Origin of the sequence: Lelliottia nimipressuralis, from assembly GCF_041464075.1 — a bacterium.
Lineage (GTDB): Bacteria > Pseudomonadota > Gammaproteobacteria > Enterobacterales > Enterobacteriaceae > Enterobacter > Enterobacter nimipressuralis.
Map to the genome: position 1 here is coordinate 4,555,693 of NZ_CP167172.1, position 16,832 is coordinate 4,572,524.

Here is a 16,832-nt window from a genome sequence, read left to right on the forward strand (position 1 = left end):
GCTGCGCCACCCGGCAATGTACCGACTTAAATCAGTCGATCCTTCGCATCCGCAATTGCCTGCGCTACCTGCTTCGGCGACACACCGCCTTTCGCCGCACGCTTATCCAGGCAGGATTGCAGCGCCAGAATCGGATAGACGTCATCGCCAATCACCGCACTGAATTTCTGCAGATCGGCAAGCGTAAGATCTTCCAGCGGCTTGCCCTGACGAATCGCCTCAACCACCGCTTCGCCCACAATATGGTGCGCCTCACGGAACGGCACGCCTTTCGCGACCAGATAATCCGCCAGCTCCGTAGAGTTCGCATAGCCCTGCTGCGCCGCTTCCTGGCAGCGCGGACGTTTCACCTGAATACCGTCCAGCACCAGCGCGCCCATATGCAGGCAATCGAGCCAGGTGTCGAGAGCATCAAACAGCCCCTCTTTATCTTCCTGCATGTCTTTGTTGTAGGCCAGTGGCAGCCCTTTCAGCGTCATCATCATGCCGGTCAGCGCACCCTGCACGCGGCCACATTTACCCCGGATCAGCTCCAGCGCATCCGGGTTTTTCTTCTGCGGCATCAGGGAAGAACCGGACGTCACGCGATCAGACAGCTCAACAAACCCGGCTTCACCGGAGTTGAAGAAAATCAGATCTTCGGCAAAGCGCGACAGATGCACCATGCCAATGGACGCATTCGACAGTAGCTCCAGCACGTGGTCGCGATCGGAAACGCTGTCCAGGCTGTTACGGGTGGCAGAAGCAAAGCCCAGCCAGCCGGCCAGCTGTTCACGGTCGATTTCATACGCCGTGCCGGCCAGCGCGCCGCTGCCCAGCGGGCTGACGTCCAGACGCTTCAGGGTATCCTGCAAACGGCTCTCATCGCGCGCCAGCATTTCAACATAGGCCAGACACCAGTGAGCAAACGTCACGGGCTGCGCGCGCTGCAGGTGGGTATAACCCGGCATCACCGCATCCTGATTGTGATGCGCGGTTTCCACCAGCGCACTCTGCAGCTGGCGATTCGCCGACAGCAGCTCCACAACAGTGTCTTTACACCACAGCTTCAGGTCAGTTGCGACCTGATCGTTACGGCTACGCCCGGTGTGCAGCTTTTTACCCAACTGGCCAACCTTGTCGATCAGTTTGCCTTCCACCCAGCTATGAATATCTTCAGCATCGCTCTCGAGGATCTGCTGCGGATTCAGGCGCACCTCTTCCAGCAGATTGTTCAGCGCCTCTTCGAGCTGCACTTGTTCGTCTGCCGTCAGCACGCCAACGGTAACCAGCGCTTTAGACCAGGCCACAGAGCCGACGATATCCTGTTCGGCCAGGCGGTAGTCGAAGCGCAAAGAGTCATTGAACTGTTTGAAACGCTGATCCGCTGCCTGTGTAAAACGCCCACCCCAAAGTGCCATAACATGCTTCCTTAAATTCGGTTAGTTCTGTCGGGTCGCGCTGCGCTTACCCGACCTGCAATCATCAATACTCTTTTTTTGTCCGGTAACGCTACGCTTACCGGCACAAAATATTAGGCCAGAATACGTGTACCAATCGGCGTGCCGTTAAACAGCGCGGGCAATTGTTCCGCGTGACGCCACGAAGCGATATCGACCGGGCGACCCAAAGTGCGAGCAGCATCCAGCGCGGCATTCACCTTCACAATCATGCCGTCGGTAATAATGCCCTGGTCGATTAACTGCTCAGCCTTCGCCGCCGTCATCTCGGCAATGCGCTGGCCTTTTCCATCCAGAATCCCACTCACATCGGAGAGCAGAATCAGATCCGCGCCCAGCGTCGCCGCCAGCGCCGTGGCCGCCTGGTCGGCATTCACGTTCATCAGTTGTCCCTCTTCGGTCACCCCGATAGAGCTCACAACCGGCAAGAAACCGCCTTCCAGCAGAGTGTTAATCAGCTTAGGTGAACCCGGCTGCGCCAGTCCAACATGGCCCAGTTCTTCGTCGAGCTGGGTCACATTTACGCTATCACCGTCGCCCAGATACAGACCCACGGAGGCGATATGGTGTTTCTTCGCCCACGCCAGCAGCGTTTTGTTTGCGGTTCCCGCCAACGCGCCGGTAATGATGTCGATCTGATCGGCAGGCGTCACACGCAGGCCGTTTTTCTTCTTCACCGGCAGATTCAGCCCTTTCATCAGCTCATCCACCACGCAGCCGCCGCCGTGTACAATCACCAGTGGACGTTGGTGTGATTCACGATAGTTCACCAGTGCAGTAAACAGACGCTCCAGTGCTTCTTCGCTGTCCAGCAGTACGCCACCGAGTTTGATAATTAATGGATTCATCATCACACCTTAAATAAGAGACTGCGTTTCGGCGAAGCCAAAACGAATGTTTGCGCACTGCACCGCCTGGGCGGCAGCGCCTTTGAGAAGGTTATCTTCTGCAGCCACCACGATCAGATGCTCGCCCTGAACGGCAAAACCGATATCGCAGAACGGCAGGCCGACCACGTTTTTCAGCGCCGGGACGCCTTTGTCATACAGACGCACCAACGGTTTATCGGCATAAGCCTGGTTAAAGGCTTCGGCTACCTGATCTTTGGTCACGCCCGGTTTCAGACGGCAGGTGATGGTTTCCAGAATCCCACGCGGGAAGTTGCCCAGATGCGGGGTGAAAATCACTTCCGCGCCCAGGTGTGTGGTGATTTCCGGGTGATGACGGTGGTTGAACACGCCATACGGCTGCAGGCTCACTTCGCAGAAGCTGTTAGAAATGGCCGCCTTACGCCCGGCACCGCTGACGCCACTGGTGGCGTTGATCACAGGCCACTGATTGAGATCCAGCAGACCTGCGTCGATCAAAGGTTTAAGAGAAAGCTGCGCCGCCGTTGGATAGCATCCCGGAACGGCAATCAAATTGGCTTCTTTCAGCTTATCCGCGCTCCACTCCGCCAGACCATAAACCGCTTTTTTAAGCAAATCCGGATGCTGGTGAGTAAAGCCGTAATATTTTTCATAAAACGCACTGTCGTTAACGCGGAACGCGCCGGAGAGATCGAAAACCACACAACCGGCCGCCAGGAACTGCGGTGCCAGGTCGTGGCTAACTTCGTGGGCGGTGGCCAAAAACACCACATCCACACCGTCGGTAAACTCGCTGATGTCGGACATCGGCTGCAACGGCAAATCCACGATTCCCTTAAGCTGCGGATGCAAATCAGAAATTAATTTTCCCGCATCATTGCTTTGCGCTGATACGGTCAAAGCGGTTATGGTCATATGAGGATGGCGATTCACGTAGCTTACAAGCTCTGCGCCCGCATAACCGCTAGCGCCCACAATCAGCGTATTCAACATCGGGTTCCTTTACGATCAACGTTAGTGTATTTTTATTCACATTTAGTGCATGAATATTGATACTATCACGACCTAAGGTATGTCAACAATGAAAATGAATTTACCACCCTTTATCGAGATTTACCGCGCCCTGATTGCCACGCCGTCCATCAGTGCGACCGAAGAAGCGCTCGACCAGAGCAATGAGTCTTTAATCAATTTACTGGCTGGCTGGTTTAGCGAACTCGGGTTTAAGGTGGAAGTTCAACCCGTTCCAGGAACCCGCAATAAATTCAACCTGCTCGCCAGTACCGGCGAGGGTGCTGGCGGCCTGCTGCTGGCCGGACATACGGATACCGTTCCCTTTGATGATGGCCGCTGGACGCGCGATCCCTTCACCCTGACCGAGCACGACAACAAGCTCTACGGTCTGGGCACGGCGGATATGAAAGGCTTCTTCGCCTTTATTCTTGATGCCCTGCGTGACGTGGATGTGAAAACCCTGAAAAAGCCGCTCTATATTCTGGCCACCGCCGATGAAGAGACCAGCATGGCGGGTGCGCGCTATTTTTCGGAGAATACCGCCCTGCGCCCGGATTGCGCCATTATCGGTGAACCGACCTCACTGCAACCGATTCGCGCCCACAAAGGCCATATCTCTACCGCCGTACGCGTGATGGGCCAGTCCGGCCACTCCAGCGATCCCGCTCGTGGCGTCAACGCTATCGAACTGATGCATGATGCGATTGGCCGTATCATGCAGCTTCGCGACTCCCTGAAAGAGCGCTATCACCACGACTCGTTTACCGTACCGTACCCAACGCTGAACCTGGGCAGTCTGCACGGTGGTGACGCCTCCAACCGCATCTGCGCTTGCTGCGAACTGCATATGGATATCCGCCCGCTGCCGGGCATGACCTTAAGCGATCTGGATGGGCTGTTGACGGAAGCCCTGGCCCCTGTGAGCGAGCGCTGGCCGGGCCGTCTGACCATTTCCGAGCTGCACCCGCCGATCCCTGGCTACGAATGCCCGCCGGACCACCAGCTGGTGCAGGTGGTCGAAAAACTGCTCGGCGCGCAAACCGATGTGGTGAACTACTGCACCGAAGCACCGTTTATCCAGACGCTGTGCCCGACACTGGTGCTTGGCCCGGGCTCCATTAATCAGGCTCACCAGCCGGATGAATACCTGGAAACCCGCTTTATTAAGCCGACACGCGAATTAATTACCCAGGTTGTGCATCATTTCTGCTGGCACTAACGGTTCTTTTTGAGTGCCCTCTTCCGCCGGGAGAGGGCACCAGAACGCATGATCCCCGTCACATTCTCATAAGCATCTCTTATCTGACGCGAAGCGAATTAAATTTCGTAAATTGCCCACATTTATTCGTTTGCTGAACCGTTTTCGCAGCAATTGACGGCAGGGGGTTTACGTGGCTTTATAAAGGGAGATGACAAATAAATGTCCAAAAGATTTCTGAATGGGCATAAACAAAAATGATGGGGTGACTGGGTTTTTATGAACGAACAATATTCCGCGTTGCGTAGTAATGTCAGTATGCTCGGCAAAGTGCTGGGAGATACCATCAAGGACGCGCTGGGAGAGAATATTCTCGACCGCGTTGAAACCATCCGTAAGCTGTCCAAATCCTCCCGTGCAGGAAATGAAGCGAACCGCCAGGAGCTGCTCACCACCTTGCAGAACCTGTCCAACGACGAGCTGCTGCCCGTCGCGCGCGCGTTCAGCCAGTTCCTGAATCTGGCTAACACCGCCGAGCAATACCACAGTATTTCGCCGAAGGGCGAAGCTGCCAGCAACCCGGAAGTGATTGCCCGCACGCTCAGAAAACTCAAAGACCAGCCCGATCTCAACGAAGAGACCATCAAAAAAGCGGTGGAATCCCTCTCCCTGGAACTGGTGCTCACTGCGCACCCGACCGAGATCACCCGTCGTACGCTTATCCACAAAATGGTGGAAGTGAACAACTGCCTGAAGCAGCTTGATAACAAAGACATTGTCGATTACGAACGCAACCAGCTGATGCGTCGTCTTCGCCAGCTGATTGCCCAGTCCTGGCACACGGATGAAATCCGTAAGTACCGTCCAAGCCCGGTTGATGAAGCCAAATGGGGCTTCGCAGTCGTGGAAAACAGCCTGTGGGAAGGTGTGCCAAACTACCTTCGCGAGCTAAACGAACAGCTCGAAGAGAATCTGGGCTACCGCCTGCCGGTGGATTTTGTGCCGGTGCGCTTCACCTCCTGGATGGGTGGCGACCGCGACGGCAACCCAAACGTCACCGCTGAAATCACCCGCCACGTCCTGCTGTTGAGCCGCTGGAAAGCTACCGACCTGTTCCTGAAAGATATTCAAATCCTGATTTCTGAGCTGTCGATGGTTGAAGCGACGCCAGAGCTGCTAGAACTAGTGGGCGAAGCGGGCGCCAGCGAGCCGTATCGTTACCTGATGAAAAACCTGCGCAGTCAGCTGATGGCGACCCAAGCCTGGCTGGAAGCGCGCCTGAAAGGCCAGCGTCTGCCGAAACCGGCGGGACTGCTCAGCCAAAACGAACAACTGTGGGACCCGCTCTACGCCTGCTATAAATCACTACAGGCATGCGGAATGGGCATCATCGCCAACGGCGAGCTGCTCGATACCCTGCGCCGCGTGAAGTGTTTCGGCGTGCCGCTGGTACGTATCGACGTGCGTCAGGAAAGCACCCGCCACACCGAAGCGCTGGGCGAGCTGACCCGCTATCTCGGCATTGGCGACTACGAAAGCTGGTCTGAAGCTGACAAACAGGCCTTCCTGATCCGCGAGCTGAACTCAAAACGCCCTCTTCTCCCGCGCAGCTGGGAGCCGAGCGAAGAGACCAGCGAAGTGCTCAACACCTGTAAAGCGATCGTTGATGCGCCAAAAGGATCTGTCGCCGCCTATGTGATCTCCATGGCGAAGACCCCGTCCGACGTGCTGGCCGTACACTTGCTGTTAAAAGAAGCCGGTATTAGCTTTGCGCTGCCGGTGGCTCCACTGTTTGAAACTCTCGACGACCTGAATAACGCCAACGACGTTATGACCCAGCTGCTAAATATCGACTGGTATCGCGGCTTTATTCAGGGCAAACAGATGGTAATGATTGGCTATTCCGACTCTGCGAAAGACGCGGGCGTAATGGCGGCCTCCTGGGCGCAGTACCAGGCGCAGGACGCGCTGATCAAAACCTGCGAAAAAGCGGGTATCGAATTAACGCTGTTCCACGGACGCGGCGGCTCTATCGGTCGCGGCGGCGCACCAGCGCACGCGGCACTGCTTTCGCAGCCGCCGGGCAGCCTGAAAGGCGGCCTGCGTGTCACCGAGCAGGGCGAGATGATCCGCTTTAAATATGGCTTGCCGGAAGTAACCATCAGCAGCCTGTCGCTCTACACCAGCGCGATTCTGGAAGCGAACCTGCTGCCACCACCGGAGCCAAAAGACGCATGGCGTCATATCATGGACGAGCTGTCAGATATCTCCTGCGATCTGTACCGTGGCTATGTGCGTGAAAACAAAGATTTCGTCCCGTACTTCCGCTCGGCAACGCCGGAACAGGAGCTGGGCAAACTGCCGCTCGGTTCACGTCCTGCGAAACGCCGCCCAACCGGTGGCGTAGAGTCTCTGCGCGCCATTCCATGGATCTTCGCCTGGACGCAAAACCGTCTGATGCTGCCTGCCTGGCTGGGCGCCGGTGCGGCGCTGCAAAAAGTGGTCGAAGACGGCAAGCAAAGCGAGCTGGAAACCATGTGCCGCGACTGGCCGTTCTTCTCCACCCGTCTGGGAATGCTGGAGATGGTGTTCTCCAAAGCCGACCTGTGGCTGGCGGAATACTACGATCAGCGCCTGGTCAAACCGGAGCTGTGGGGCCTGGGTAAAGAGCTGCGCGAGCTGCTGGAAGGCGATATTAAAGTCGTGCTGGATATCGCCAACGACTCGCACCTGATGGAAGATTTACCGTGGATTGCCGAGTCCATCCAGCTGCGTAACATCTACACTGACCCACTGAACGTACTGCAGGCAGAACTGCTGCACCGTTCCCGTCAGGCGGAAGAAGCCGGCAAAGAGCCAGACCCGCGCGTGGAACAAGCGCTGATGGTCACCATCGCGGGCGTCGCTGCGGGCATGCGTAACACGGGCTAATCTCTGTTTTGCGCTCATCAGGCCACACCATGTGTGGCCTTTTTTTATGCTTGCAGGTAAGGTTTTCTCTTTGGTCAACACGGAAGGAAATGCCATGCAGCAAGATATCAGCCTGATCCTGGCCGAATTGATTGAAGGCCCGGCATCCCTGCGGAAAGTGCATTTTGCTAACTCCGCGACTCCCGCACCAGAGCTGGCGCTGCAGGTTGATTTTCCACGTCTGGAGATCGTGCTGGAAGGGTCCGTGAAAGACGTATCGACCGGAGTTTTGCAGGCTCAGGATGTCTTATATGTCCCGGCAGGCGGCTGGAACTCGCCGCAATGGCAACAACCCGCTACCGCGTTAAGCATTCTGTTTGGCAAACAACAGCTTGGTTTTAGTCTGGTGCAGTGGGATGGCATAGTCCTGCGCAATCTGGCGAAACAGCACGTTGCACGCCGAGGCCCGCGAATTGGCTCATTCCTGCTGCAAACATTGCATGAAATGCAGATGCAGCCACAGGAGCAGCAAACGGCCAGGCTGATTACCTTAAGCCTGCTCAGCCATTGCACCGACTTGCTCGGCAGCCAGATCCAGACCGCTTCACGCAGCCAGGCCCTGTTTGGCGCCATTCGTGACTATATTGATGAGCACTACGCGTCGCCGCTGACCCGTGAATCCGTCGCGAAAGCGTTCTACATCTCACCCAACTATCTTTCGCATCTTTTCCAGAAGACAGGCGCGGTGGGATTTAACGAATATCTGACGCATACCCGGCTCGAACATGCTCGCCGGTTGCTGAAGGGGTATGATTTGAAGGTCAAAGAGATCGCACACAGCTGCGGGTTTATTGACAGTAACTATTTTTGCCGACTGTTCCGCAAAAATACGGAACGCTCGCCGTCTGAGTATCGCCGCCAGTACCATAGCCAGCTCACCGGAAAGTCGGTTAATCCAGAATAAGCTGGGTATGTTGCGGGGCAGACAGCAGTTTACGGACGGCAACCATCACCTTTTGCGGGTCGCGTAAGAACGCATTGATGCCGCATTTCACATAGCGACACTGCTCGAATCGCTCCACGCCAGCCAGTTCAATATCCGTAATGAGCAGAACCACTTCCGCCTGACGAATGTCCTCTTCTGTCAGTTCGCATTCAATGCCCAGAGCACCCTGGGTTTCGATTCGAACGTTCCACTTTTCCTGGTGGCAGAGCTTTTCCAGCCGTTCAGCTGCCATGTAAGTATGGGCGACACCGCTTACACAGGCGGTCACTGCGACAATTCGGTGTTCCGCGATAGCGGCCATATTAACCTCCCACGGTTACCAAAAATCCTGCACGCTCGGCCATCTGTCGCACCCGGGCGATATCCTCTTCCGTCGGTACAGCCACCTGGCTCATGGTCCACGCGTGTCCGAGCAGCCGATATTTCGGCTCGCCGTACTGATGGAAGGGCAGCAAGTGCAATTGCCGTATATTTGAGGGTATCAGAAATGCCAGTACGCGATTCATATTCGTCTCACTCAGCGTATAGCCGGGGATGAGCGGCACGCGAGGGATCACGTTGATCCCCTCTTCCACCAGACGCAGCAGATTATCCAGCACCCTCGGTAAATTCATATTTATCACGGTTTTCGCCTGGTCTGAATCCATGATTTTCAGATCGAACAGCACTTCATCGCACTGCTTCGCTAGGGGTAAAAGGCGGGAAAGCGGCGCATCGCCTGCGGTTTCAATGGCGGTATGAACTCCCCACCGACGCAGCCGTTGCAATAGCTGAGTGGCAAAGGGGGCTTGCATTAACACCTCACCGCCGGAGAGCGTTACCCCTCCGCCGGAGGAGCGAAAGAAGACCTCATCTTTCATCACCTCGCGTTCAAGTTCTTCAAGCGTAACATCGCGACCAATGTGCTCAAACGCACCGGAAGGGCATTCGTCAACATCTCGCAAGCAGGGTGCGCAGTGCAGACATTTGCTCTCCCTGCGCACGGTTTCGATCTTTGGCGAGATGGATTCCGGATTCGCGCACCACGGGCAGGAATGGGGGCAGCCTTTGAAAAAGACCACCGTGCGGATGCCCTGCCCGTCATTCAGGGAGTAGCGCTGGATGTTAAAAATACGTGCCTGGTCAGCGCGTGTTTCTATCACTTCACAGCTGATGCGCGGTGCGGCGGATAATGTCATCCTGAATCTCCTTCGACAGCTCAACAAAGAACGCGCTGTACCCGGCGACGCGGACCACCAGCCCGGCAAAATCCTGCGGGCGTTGTTGCGCTTCGCGAAGCGTATCCGCATTCACCACGTTGAACTGAACATGCTGTAATTTCAGCTGGGTGAATGCACGCAGGAAATCGGCCAGTTTTTGTAACCCTGCGTCGCCTTCGAGCGTGGCTGGCGTGAATTTCACATTCAGCAGCGTGCCATTAGAGAGCAGATAGTTATCCAGCTTACTCACAGATTTCAGCACCGCCGTCGGGCCCTGCATGTCCTGGCCGAGCATCGGCGACAGGCCGCCGTCCGCCAGTTGCTCACCGGCAAAACGCCCATCCGGCGTGGCTCCAACGACAGCACCGAGCGGCACGTGGGCTGAGACGGTATAGGATCCCGGCGTGAATTGCCCCCCGCGCGGATTACGATACTTTTCGACCTCTTTGCAGTAGTGGCGCAGGAGTTCAGCGCTGATATTGTCGACCTCGTCGATATCATTGCCGTATTTTTCGAAGCGATGGATAAGCCGCGCACGGATCTTTTCCCCCTCGGGCGTCGCGAAGTTCGCTTTGAGTACCGCCAGCAGTTCATCAAAACTTAAGCGCTGCTGCTCAAACACCAGCCCTTTTAAGGCATGAAGCGAATCACTCAGATTGGCGATCCCAATACCCTGTACGCCGGAGAAGTTATACCGTGCCCCGCCTTCGGTAATGTCCCGGCCATTATCAAGACAGTCGCTGATAAAGGAAGAGAGCAGCGGAACCGGTGCCCAGTCGCGATGGCCAATGTCGCAGATATTGCTGCCTTCGACCATTAACGCAATGTAGTGGTTAATTTTGGTGCGGATATGTTCCAGCAATTCGTCATAACTCAGCGCCGTATTACCTTCGTTCTCCTGCATCGCAATTTCCATTACCTTCAGCAGGTTAAACATGGCGATATCGTGCAGACCGTAGGTTTTACCCGGAATCGATAACTCAACGCAGCCGACAACCGCGTAATCGCGCGCATCTTCCAGCGACACCCCGCGATTCAGGAAAGCGGGCACTACCACCTCGTCATTGAAAATCTGCGGAATACCGGTGCCCAGACGAATAGTTTCCGCTGTCTTGAGCAGGAACGGCCTGTCGATAAACTCATTGACGCGAACGCCAAGGTTCGGCTGCGGTAACTGGATACTCTGATAGGCATCGAGGCAGAGGAATGAGAGCACGTTTACCGCGCTGCGGCCATTTTCCGTCAGACCGCCCAGCAACGCGGTGTAGCCCGTCGGGAACCCGGCAAAATAGCGGGCGCTGCTGGTCGAGCGCAACAACACCACGTCGTTGCATTTCACCCATAGAGATTCTAATAACTCTTTGAGGAACGCCGCGTCTTCGTCCTGGCTCAGCGAGGCCTGATAAAACGGCAGCATGTACTGATCGAAGCGGCCAATAGAGAGCGAACTGGCGTTAGATTCATACTGCAAAATGACGTTCATGTACCAGAACAGCTGACACGCCTGCCAGAAGCTTTGCGGCTTGTATTGGGCGTTGTGGCGCGAGTTTGCAGCGATGGTCAACAGCTCCAGCCGACGCGGTTCGTCATAGCGTTCAGCCATCTCTTCCGCTAGCGCCGCGTAGCGCAGGATATGGCGTTGCGAGGCTTCAAGCAGCAGCAGCGCGGCCTGGTAAAATGCATTCTGCGGCTCGCGCTGACAGTGCTCGTTCATCTCAGCCACCAGTGCACCCAGCCCGTTGTTCAACAGACGCGGATAATCAATGATGATGTGCCCCTGGCCTTTATCCGTCTGGTTAACGCTGAAAATCTGCGTGCTCACCGCCGCTTTGACCTCTTCCGTCATCTGGCTATTGATGAAGTCCTTCATCGACCGCTTTTCCCAGTACGGATAAAGCACGTCGCGGTAGAGGCGTTTGTCTTCTTCGCTGATATTAAAGCGATCCTGCGGGCGAGTGGAGAACTGCTCCAGCTCTTTCAGCAGCCAGTACGGGTCCATTTCGGGCGACATAATCCCGGCGCGCGGTTTCACCGTGCGGTTACCGGCAATCAGCTCATCATCACGAATCGCGATCTCAACGTGGTCGAGAATATACGCCGTCGCTTTCGCTCGACGCAGAATGACCGGTTCGCCTTCCGTCTGCTGATGGCTTTCGGTGTAGAGCAGCGCACGTTCAAGCGAGATTTCACGTGGGCTGGCGAACAATGCGTCTTTCAAGCGCTGAATACGATTCGTCATGATTAAACTCCAGTAACTGAAAACAAGCCCGCCCCGAAGGGCGGGAAGAGGTCAGGCGGTTTGCGCCAGGTGGGCATCAATTTTGTTCATGATGGCTTCTGCGCGTTTGACCGCATCACTGATGTTGACGCGCACAATGGTTTTTCCGGCGAAGCGCTCTTCAAACTTAATGCCGATATCTTTGGTCAGGATGACCATATCTGCTGCGGCAACGTCTTCAGCCGTCAGTTCGTTTTCGAGGCCGATAGACCCCTGGGTTTCGACTTTGACTTCCCAGCCTTTGGCTTTAGCGGCGCTTTCCAGCGCTTCGGCGGCCATGTAGGTGTGGGCAACGCCAGACGGACACGCGGTGACTGCAATAATTCGGGCCATGTTTTCTTCCTCACTCAGTTAATTTCGAAATCCAGATCCAGGTCGTCTTCCTTCTCTTCGACCTGTTTCGCGTTCTTACGCGCAATGCTTTTCAGTACGTTGACGCTGACCGCCGTGACCACGGCCCCCACGGCAACGGCCGCGATATACCCGAGCTTGCCTTCCACTACGGGCAGCACAATCAGACCACCCCACCCGGCATAACATTGCGCGCCAAATACGGCTGCTGTGACTGCACCGCAGGCTGAGCCAAGCATGATGGAAGGAATGACGCGCAGCGGATCGGCGGCGGCAAAAGGTATTGCCCCTTCCGTCACGCCCACGCAGCCCATCACCAGCGCGGCTTTACCCGCTTCGCGCTCTTCTGCGTTGAAATTCTTGCGGTTGATCAGCGTCGCCAGCCCCAGTCCTAATGGCGGTACGCAGATCCCAACCGCCGCGATAGCCACCACGGTATAAACCCCCTGCGCCACGCAAATCAGCATGAACGCGTAGGCCACCTTGTTGATAGGGCCGCCCATGTCGAAGGCCAGCATGAGCCCCATGATGACGGCAAGTACCACGATGCTGCCCTGCTGCATGCCTTGCAGCCACTGCGTTAATCCGGTGGTGAGTGCGCCGACAGGTTCACCGAGACCCCACATCATGATGCCGGCGGTGATAAAGGTGCCGATGATAGGGATGATGAAAATCGGCATGACCGAGCGAAGCACTTTCGGCACTGGCAGTTTTTTCAGGTAGAAGACGACGATACCGCCGAGGATCCCGGCGATGATGGCGCCGAAGAACCCTGCGCCGAAACTGTTACCGACCCATGCTGCGATAGCACAGGGTGCGAGTGCCGCGCGTTCGGCAATGGAATAACCGATATAGGCCGCCAGGAAAGGCACCATCAGCGTTAAGCCCGCCACGCCAAGATCGAACAGTTTTTTCAGATTGGGATCGGTGGCAGCGTCCGGAACGGCCCCTTTGCCATAGAGCATGACCGAAACGGCCAGCAAAATACCGCCTGCGACGACGAAGGGGATCATGTGCGACACCCCTGTCATCAGATGCTGCCGCGTGTTCTTGAGAATATGCATCAACTCTTTCATGTGTCGCTCCCGGGCTTTCGCTCGCCTATATCCATAAAGATGTTGTGGCAACAATAGGCAATCGGAAAGCGGGCTGACAGTGGACAAAAAGGGCATTTGCTGGATTTTTGTAATACAGAAAGAAAAATGCGATCCGCCTCGAAATTTCCACCCTCCTTCAAAAAGCGCAAAAAAGTGAACCTGTGAGTCAAATCTCACTTTTCGCCGGACATTACATTTGTCCAGTGTTTGGCAGTTTTGTCACATGGCGCGTCTCACCGTCGCGCTCGTATGCTTTCCACTAATAGTGATTTTGGTTTTCAGGAGTGTGCGTATGACCCAAGTTGTGGATTTTGTCTGTGATTTGCCCAATGGCGTACATGCACGCCCGGCAAGTCATGTTGAAACACTGTGCAATACTTTTACCTCGCAGATTGAGTGGCACAATCTGCGCAGCGATCGGAAAGGCGATGCCAAAAGCGCGCTCGCCCTGATCGGCACCGATACTCTGACGGGTGATGCCTGTCGCCTGGTGATTACCGGTGCAGATGAACTGCATGCCTATCAGCGCCTGGCGCAGTGGCTAAAAGAGGAGTTTCCCCACTGTGACGCCCCGCTCGCCGCCACGATTAGCACCGACCTCGACCCGTTACCGGAATCCCTGACTCGCCTCAACCCGACGCTCTTTCGCGCCCTGCCCGTATGCAGCGGCAGCGATCGCGGCGTGCTTACACTGCTGACTTCGCTGGATCTCAACGCGTTAACGTCACTCCCTGACGCCCGAGGCGCGGAGGAAGAACAATCTTCACTGGATAAAGGTCTGACGCTGCTGGTGAAAAGCATTGAACTGCGCGCGCTGGATAGCGACAGCACCGCAAGCGCCATTCTGGAAGCCCATCGCTCGCTGGCGACGGACACCTCACTGCGTCAGCATCTTCTTGCAGGCGTCAATCAGGGGCTAAGTTGCGCACAGGCGGTTATCGCCACGGCAAATCATTTCTGCGCTGAGTTTTCGCGCTCCAGCAGCAGTTATTTACAGGAGCGCGTACTGGACGTACGCGATGTCTGCTATCAACTCTTACAGCAGATTTACGGCGAGGAGCGCTTTCCGGCACCGGGTCAGCTGACGCAACCGTCCGTCTGTCTGGCAGACGACCTCACGCCGGGCCAGTTCCTGGAGCTGGATAAAACCCTACTGAAAGGCCTGCTGCTGAAAAGCGGCGGCACCACTTCCCACACTGTGATTCTGGCGCGTTCGTTTAACATCCCAACGCTGGTGGGCGTCGACAGCGATAGCCTGCTGTCATGGCGCGATCAATCGGTGTTTATTGACGGCAATGCCGGTGCCATCGTGGTGAATGCCAGCGAGGCGGTTGCCCGTTATTACCAGCAGGAAAAGGCCGTGCAGGAGCAGCTTCGCGAACAACAGAGCGTCTGGCTCGATCGCGAAGCGAGAACCGCGGATGGTTTGCGCATTGAAATTGCCGCCAACATTGCCCATTCGGCAGAAGCGCAGGCCGCCTTTGGCAACGGCGCAGAGGGCGTAGGCCTGTTCCGCACCGAAATGCTGTACATGGATCGCGCCTGCGCGCCCTGTGAAAACGAGCTGTACAACATTTTTTGTCAGGCTCTGGAAAGTGCAAACGGGCTGAGCATCATTGTGCGCACCATGGATATCGGCGGTGATAAACCCGTTGAATATCTGAATATCCCGGCGGAGAACAACCCGTTCCTCGGCTATCGTGCCGTCCGTATTTACGAAGAATATTCCGCGCTGTTTACCACTCAGCTCAGGGCGATCCTTCGCGCGTCTGCGCATGGCAGCCTGAAGATCATGATCCCGATGATCTCCTCGATGGAAGAGATCCTGTGGGTGAAGGAAAAACTTGCTGAAGCCAAACAGCAGCTACGTGCCGAACATATTCCGTTTGAGGAGAAAATCCAACTCGGCATCATGCTGGAAGTGCCGTCGGTGATGTTCATCATCGACCAGTGCTGTGAAGAGATTGATTTCTTTAGCATTGGCAGTAATGACCTGACGCAGTACCTGCTGGCGGTCGACAGGGATAACGCCAAAGTGACCCGCCATTACAACAGCCTGAATCCGGCATTTCTGCGGGCGCTCGATTTCGCCGTGCAGGCCGTGCATCGTCAGGGGAAATGGATTGGTCTTTGCGGTGAACTCGGGGCAAAAGGCTCTGTGCTGCCACTGCTGGTCGGGCTGGGGCTGGATGAACTTAGCATGGGCTCGCCGTCGATTCCGGCGACCAAAGCGCGTCTGGCACAGCTGGACAGCCGCGCGTGTCGTCAGTTACTCAATCAGGCGATGGCATGCCGCACGTCCCTTGAAGTGGAGCATCTGTTAGCCCAGTTCCGTATGAATCAGCAGGACACCCCGCTGGTCACGCCGCGCTGTATTTCTCTTGATAACGACTGGATCAGCAAAGAAGAGGTCATGAAGGGCATGACCGACAAGCTACTGCTGGCCGGACGTTGCCGCTACCCGCGCAAACTTGAAGCCGATTTATGGGCGCGGGAAGCCGTTTTCTCGACCGGTCTTGGTTTCAGCTTTGCCATTCCGCACAGCAAATCTGAGCACATTGAGCAATCCACCATCAGCGTCGCGCGCCTGAAAGCCCCCGTCCAGTGGGGCGATGAAGAGGCGCAGTTCATCATTATGCTGACCCTCAACAAACACGCCGCGGGCGATCAGCACATGCGTATTTTCTCGCGTCTGGCGCGCCGCATCATGCACGAAGATTTCCGCAACGCGCTGGTTAATGCCAGCTCCGAAGAGGCCATCGCGGTCCTCCTGCAACGTGAATTAGAACTGTAAACAGAGGAAGAGTCATGGAACTGTATCTTGATACCGCCAACGTGGCGGAAGTTGAACGTCTGGCCCGTATTTTTCCGATTGCTGGCGTGACCACCAATCCCAGCATTGTCGCCGCCAGCCGCGAGTCTCTTTGGGACGTGCTGCCGCGCCTGCAAAAAGCCATCGGGCCGGAGGGCACCCTGTTTGCACAAACGATGGGCCGTGATGCCGAAACCATGGTGGCCGAAGCCAAACGTCTGAGCAACGTACTGCCGGATATCGTGGTCAAAATCCCTGTCACCGCGGAAGGGCTGGTCGCAATCAAAGCGTTGAAAAAAGAAGGCATTACGACGCTCGGCACCGCCGTTTACAGCGCGGCACAGGGTTTATTGGCCGCGCTGGCGGGAGCGAAATATGTCGCGCCATACGTTAACCGCGTCGATGCCCAGGGCGGCGACGGGATTCGCATGGTGCAGGAGCTGCAGTCCCTGCTGGAACTGCATGTCCCCGACAGCAAAGTGCTGGCCGCCAGCTTCAAAACGCCGCGTCAGGCTCTCGACTGCCTGCTCACCGGATGTGAGGCAATCACACTTCCTTTAGATGTAGCGCAACAAATGCTCGGCACGCCAGCGGTAGAGTCAGCAATAGAGAAGTTCGAGCACGACTGGAAAAACGCGTTTGGTAACCTCAATCTCTAA

The 16,832-nt window shown here is 56.1% G+C and carries 13 protein-coding genes; 5 read left to right on the forward strand and 8 right to left on the reverse strand.

The window, feature by feature from the left end:
- Window positions 1-26: 26 nt before the first annotated feature.
- The 3 genes from argH to argC all read right to left on the reverse strand — a co-directional run bounded on the left by argH (window position 27) and on the right by argC (window position 3,301).
- A complete protein-coding gene (gene argH / locus ACB496_RS21845) occupies window positions 27-1,400 on the reverse strand; it encodes an argininosuccinate lyase (RefSeq protein WP_100778400.1) in 1,374 nt (457 codons plus the stop codon).
- A 113-nt stretch (window positions 1,401-1,513) separates the two neighbouring features.
- Window positions 1,514-2,290: an acetylglutamate kinase gene (argB, locus tag ACB496_RS21850; RefSeq protein ID WP_095283929.1), complete on the reverse strand. Its 777-nt coding sequence runs from the start codon at window positions 2,288-2,290 to the stop codon at window positions 1,514-1,516.
- A gap of 6 nt (window positions 2,291-2,296) precedes the next feature.
- On the reverse strand, window positions 2,297-3,301 hold the full coding sequence (argC, locus tag ACB496_RS21855; RefSeq protein ID WP_107702627.1) for an N-acetyl-gamma-glutamyl-phosphate reductase: 1,005 nt from the start codon (window positions 3,299-3,301) through the stop codon (window positions 2,297-2,299).
- 88 nt (window positions 3,302-3,389) lie between these two features.
- Here argC and argE point away from each other — a divergent pair, with 88 nt between their 5' ends.
- From argE to ACB496_RS21870, 3 genes are all read left to right on the forward strand, one after another.
- Complete coding sequence (argE, locus tag ACB496_RS21860) at window positions 3,390-4,541, forward strand: acetylornithine deacetylase (RefSeq protein WP_100778398.1); 1,152 nt, start codon at window positions 3,390-3,392, stop codon at window positions 4,539-4,541.
- Between the two features lie 258 nt (window positions 4,542-4,799).
- Window positions 4,800-7,451 carry a phosphoenolpyruvate carboxylase gene (ppc, locus tag ACB496_RS21865; RefSeq protein WP_100778397.1) on the forward strand — a complete coding sequence of 884 codons (2,652 nt, stop codon included), beginning with the start codon at window positions 4,800-4,802 and terminating at the stop codon, window positions 7,449-7,451.
- A 94-nt stretch (window positions 7,452-7,545) separates the two neighbouring features.
- Window positions 7,546-8,394: a helix-turn-helix transcriptional regulator gene (locus ACB496_RS21870; RefSeq protein WP_371973771.1), complete on the forward strand. Its 849-nt coding sequence runs from the start codon at window positions 7,546-7,548 to the stop codon at window positions 8,392-8,394.
- Here ACB496_RS21870 and ACB496_RS21875 read toward each other — a convergent pair.
- From ACB496_RS21875 to ACB496_RS21895, 5 genes are read right to left on the reverse strand one after another with little or no spacing between them, the layout of a single operon-like run.
- A complete protein-coding gene (locus ACB496_RS21875) occupies window positions 8,381-8,737 on the reverse strand; it encodes a PTS fructose-like transporter subunit IIB (RefSeq protein ID WP_129035626.1) in 357 nt (118 codons plus the stop codon). The two genes, ACB496_RS21870 and ACB496_RS21875, sit on opposite strands and share 14 nt — an antisense overlap.
- A 1-nt stretch (window position 8,738) precedes the next feature.
- Window positions 8,739-9,614: a [formate-C-acetyltransferase]-activating enzyme gene (locus tag ACB496_RS21880; protein ID WP_371973773.1), complete on the reverse strand. Its 876-nt coding sequence runs from the start codon at window positions 9,612-9,614 to the stop codon at window positions 8,739-8,741.
- Window positions 9,580-11,874: a formate C-acetyltransferase gene (locus tag ACB496_RS21885; RefSeq protein ID WP_371973775.1), complete on the reverse strand. Its 2,295-nt coding sequence runs from the start codon at window positions 11,872-11,874 to the stop codon at window positions 9,580-9,582. The genes ACB496_RS21880 and ACB496_RS21885 overlap by 35 nt, the downstream gene beginning before the upstream one ends.
- A 51-nt stretch (window positions 11,875-11,925) precedes the next feature.
- Window positions 11,926-12,246 carry a PTS fructose-like transporter subunit IIB gene (locus ACB496_RS21890; RefSeq protein ID WP_100778392.1) on the reverse strand — a complete coding sequence of 107 codons (321 nt, stop codon included), beginning with the start codon at window positions 12,244-12,246 and terminating at the stop codon, window positions 11,926-11,928.
- Window positions 12,247-12,260: 14 nt separating this feature from the next.
- Window positions 12,261-13,340, reverse strand: coding sequence for a PTS fructose transporter subunit EIIC (locus ACB496_RS21895; RefSeq protein WP_100778391.1), 1,080 nt, complete (start codon window positions 13,338-13,340; stop codon window positions 12,261-12,263).
- Window positions 13,341-13,653: 313 nt separating this feature from the next.
- Between ACB496_RS21895 and ptsP the strand changes: the two genes are divergently transcribed.
- Window positions 13,654-16,155 (forward strand): phosphoenolpyruvate--protein phosphotransferase, encoded by a 2,502-nt coding sequence (gene ptsP / locus ACB496_RS21900; protein WP_371973778.1) that lies wholly within the window; start codon window positions 13,654-13,656, stop codon window positions 16,153-16,155.
- A gap of 14 nt (window positions 16,156-16,169) precedes the next feature.
- Complete coding sequence (fsa, locus tag ACB496_RS21905; RefSeq protein ID WP_371973780.1) at window positions 16,170-16,832, forward strand: fructose-6-phosphate aldolase; 663 nt, start codon at window positions 16,170-16,172, stop codon at window positions 16,830-16,832.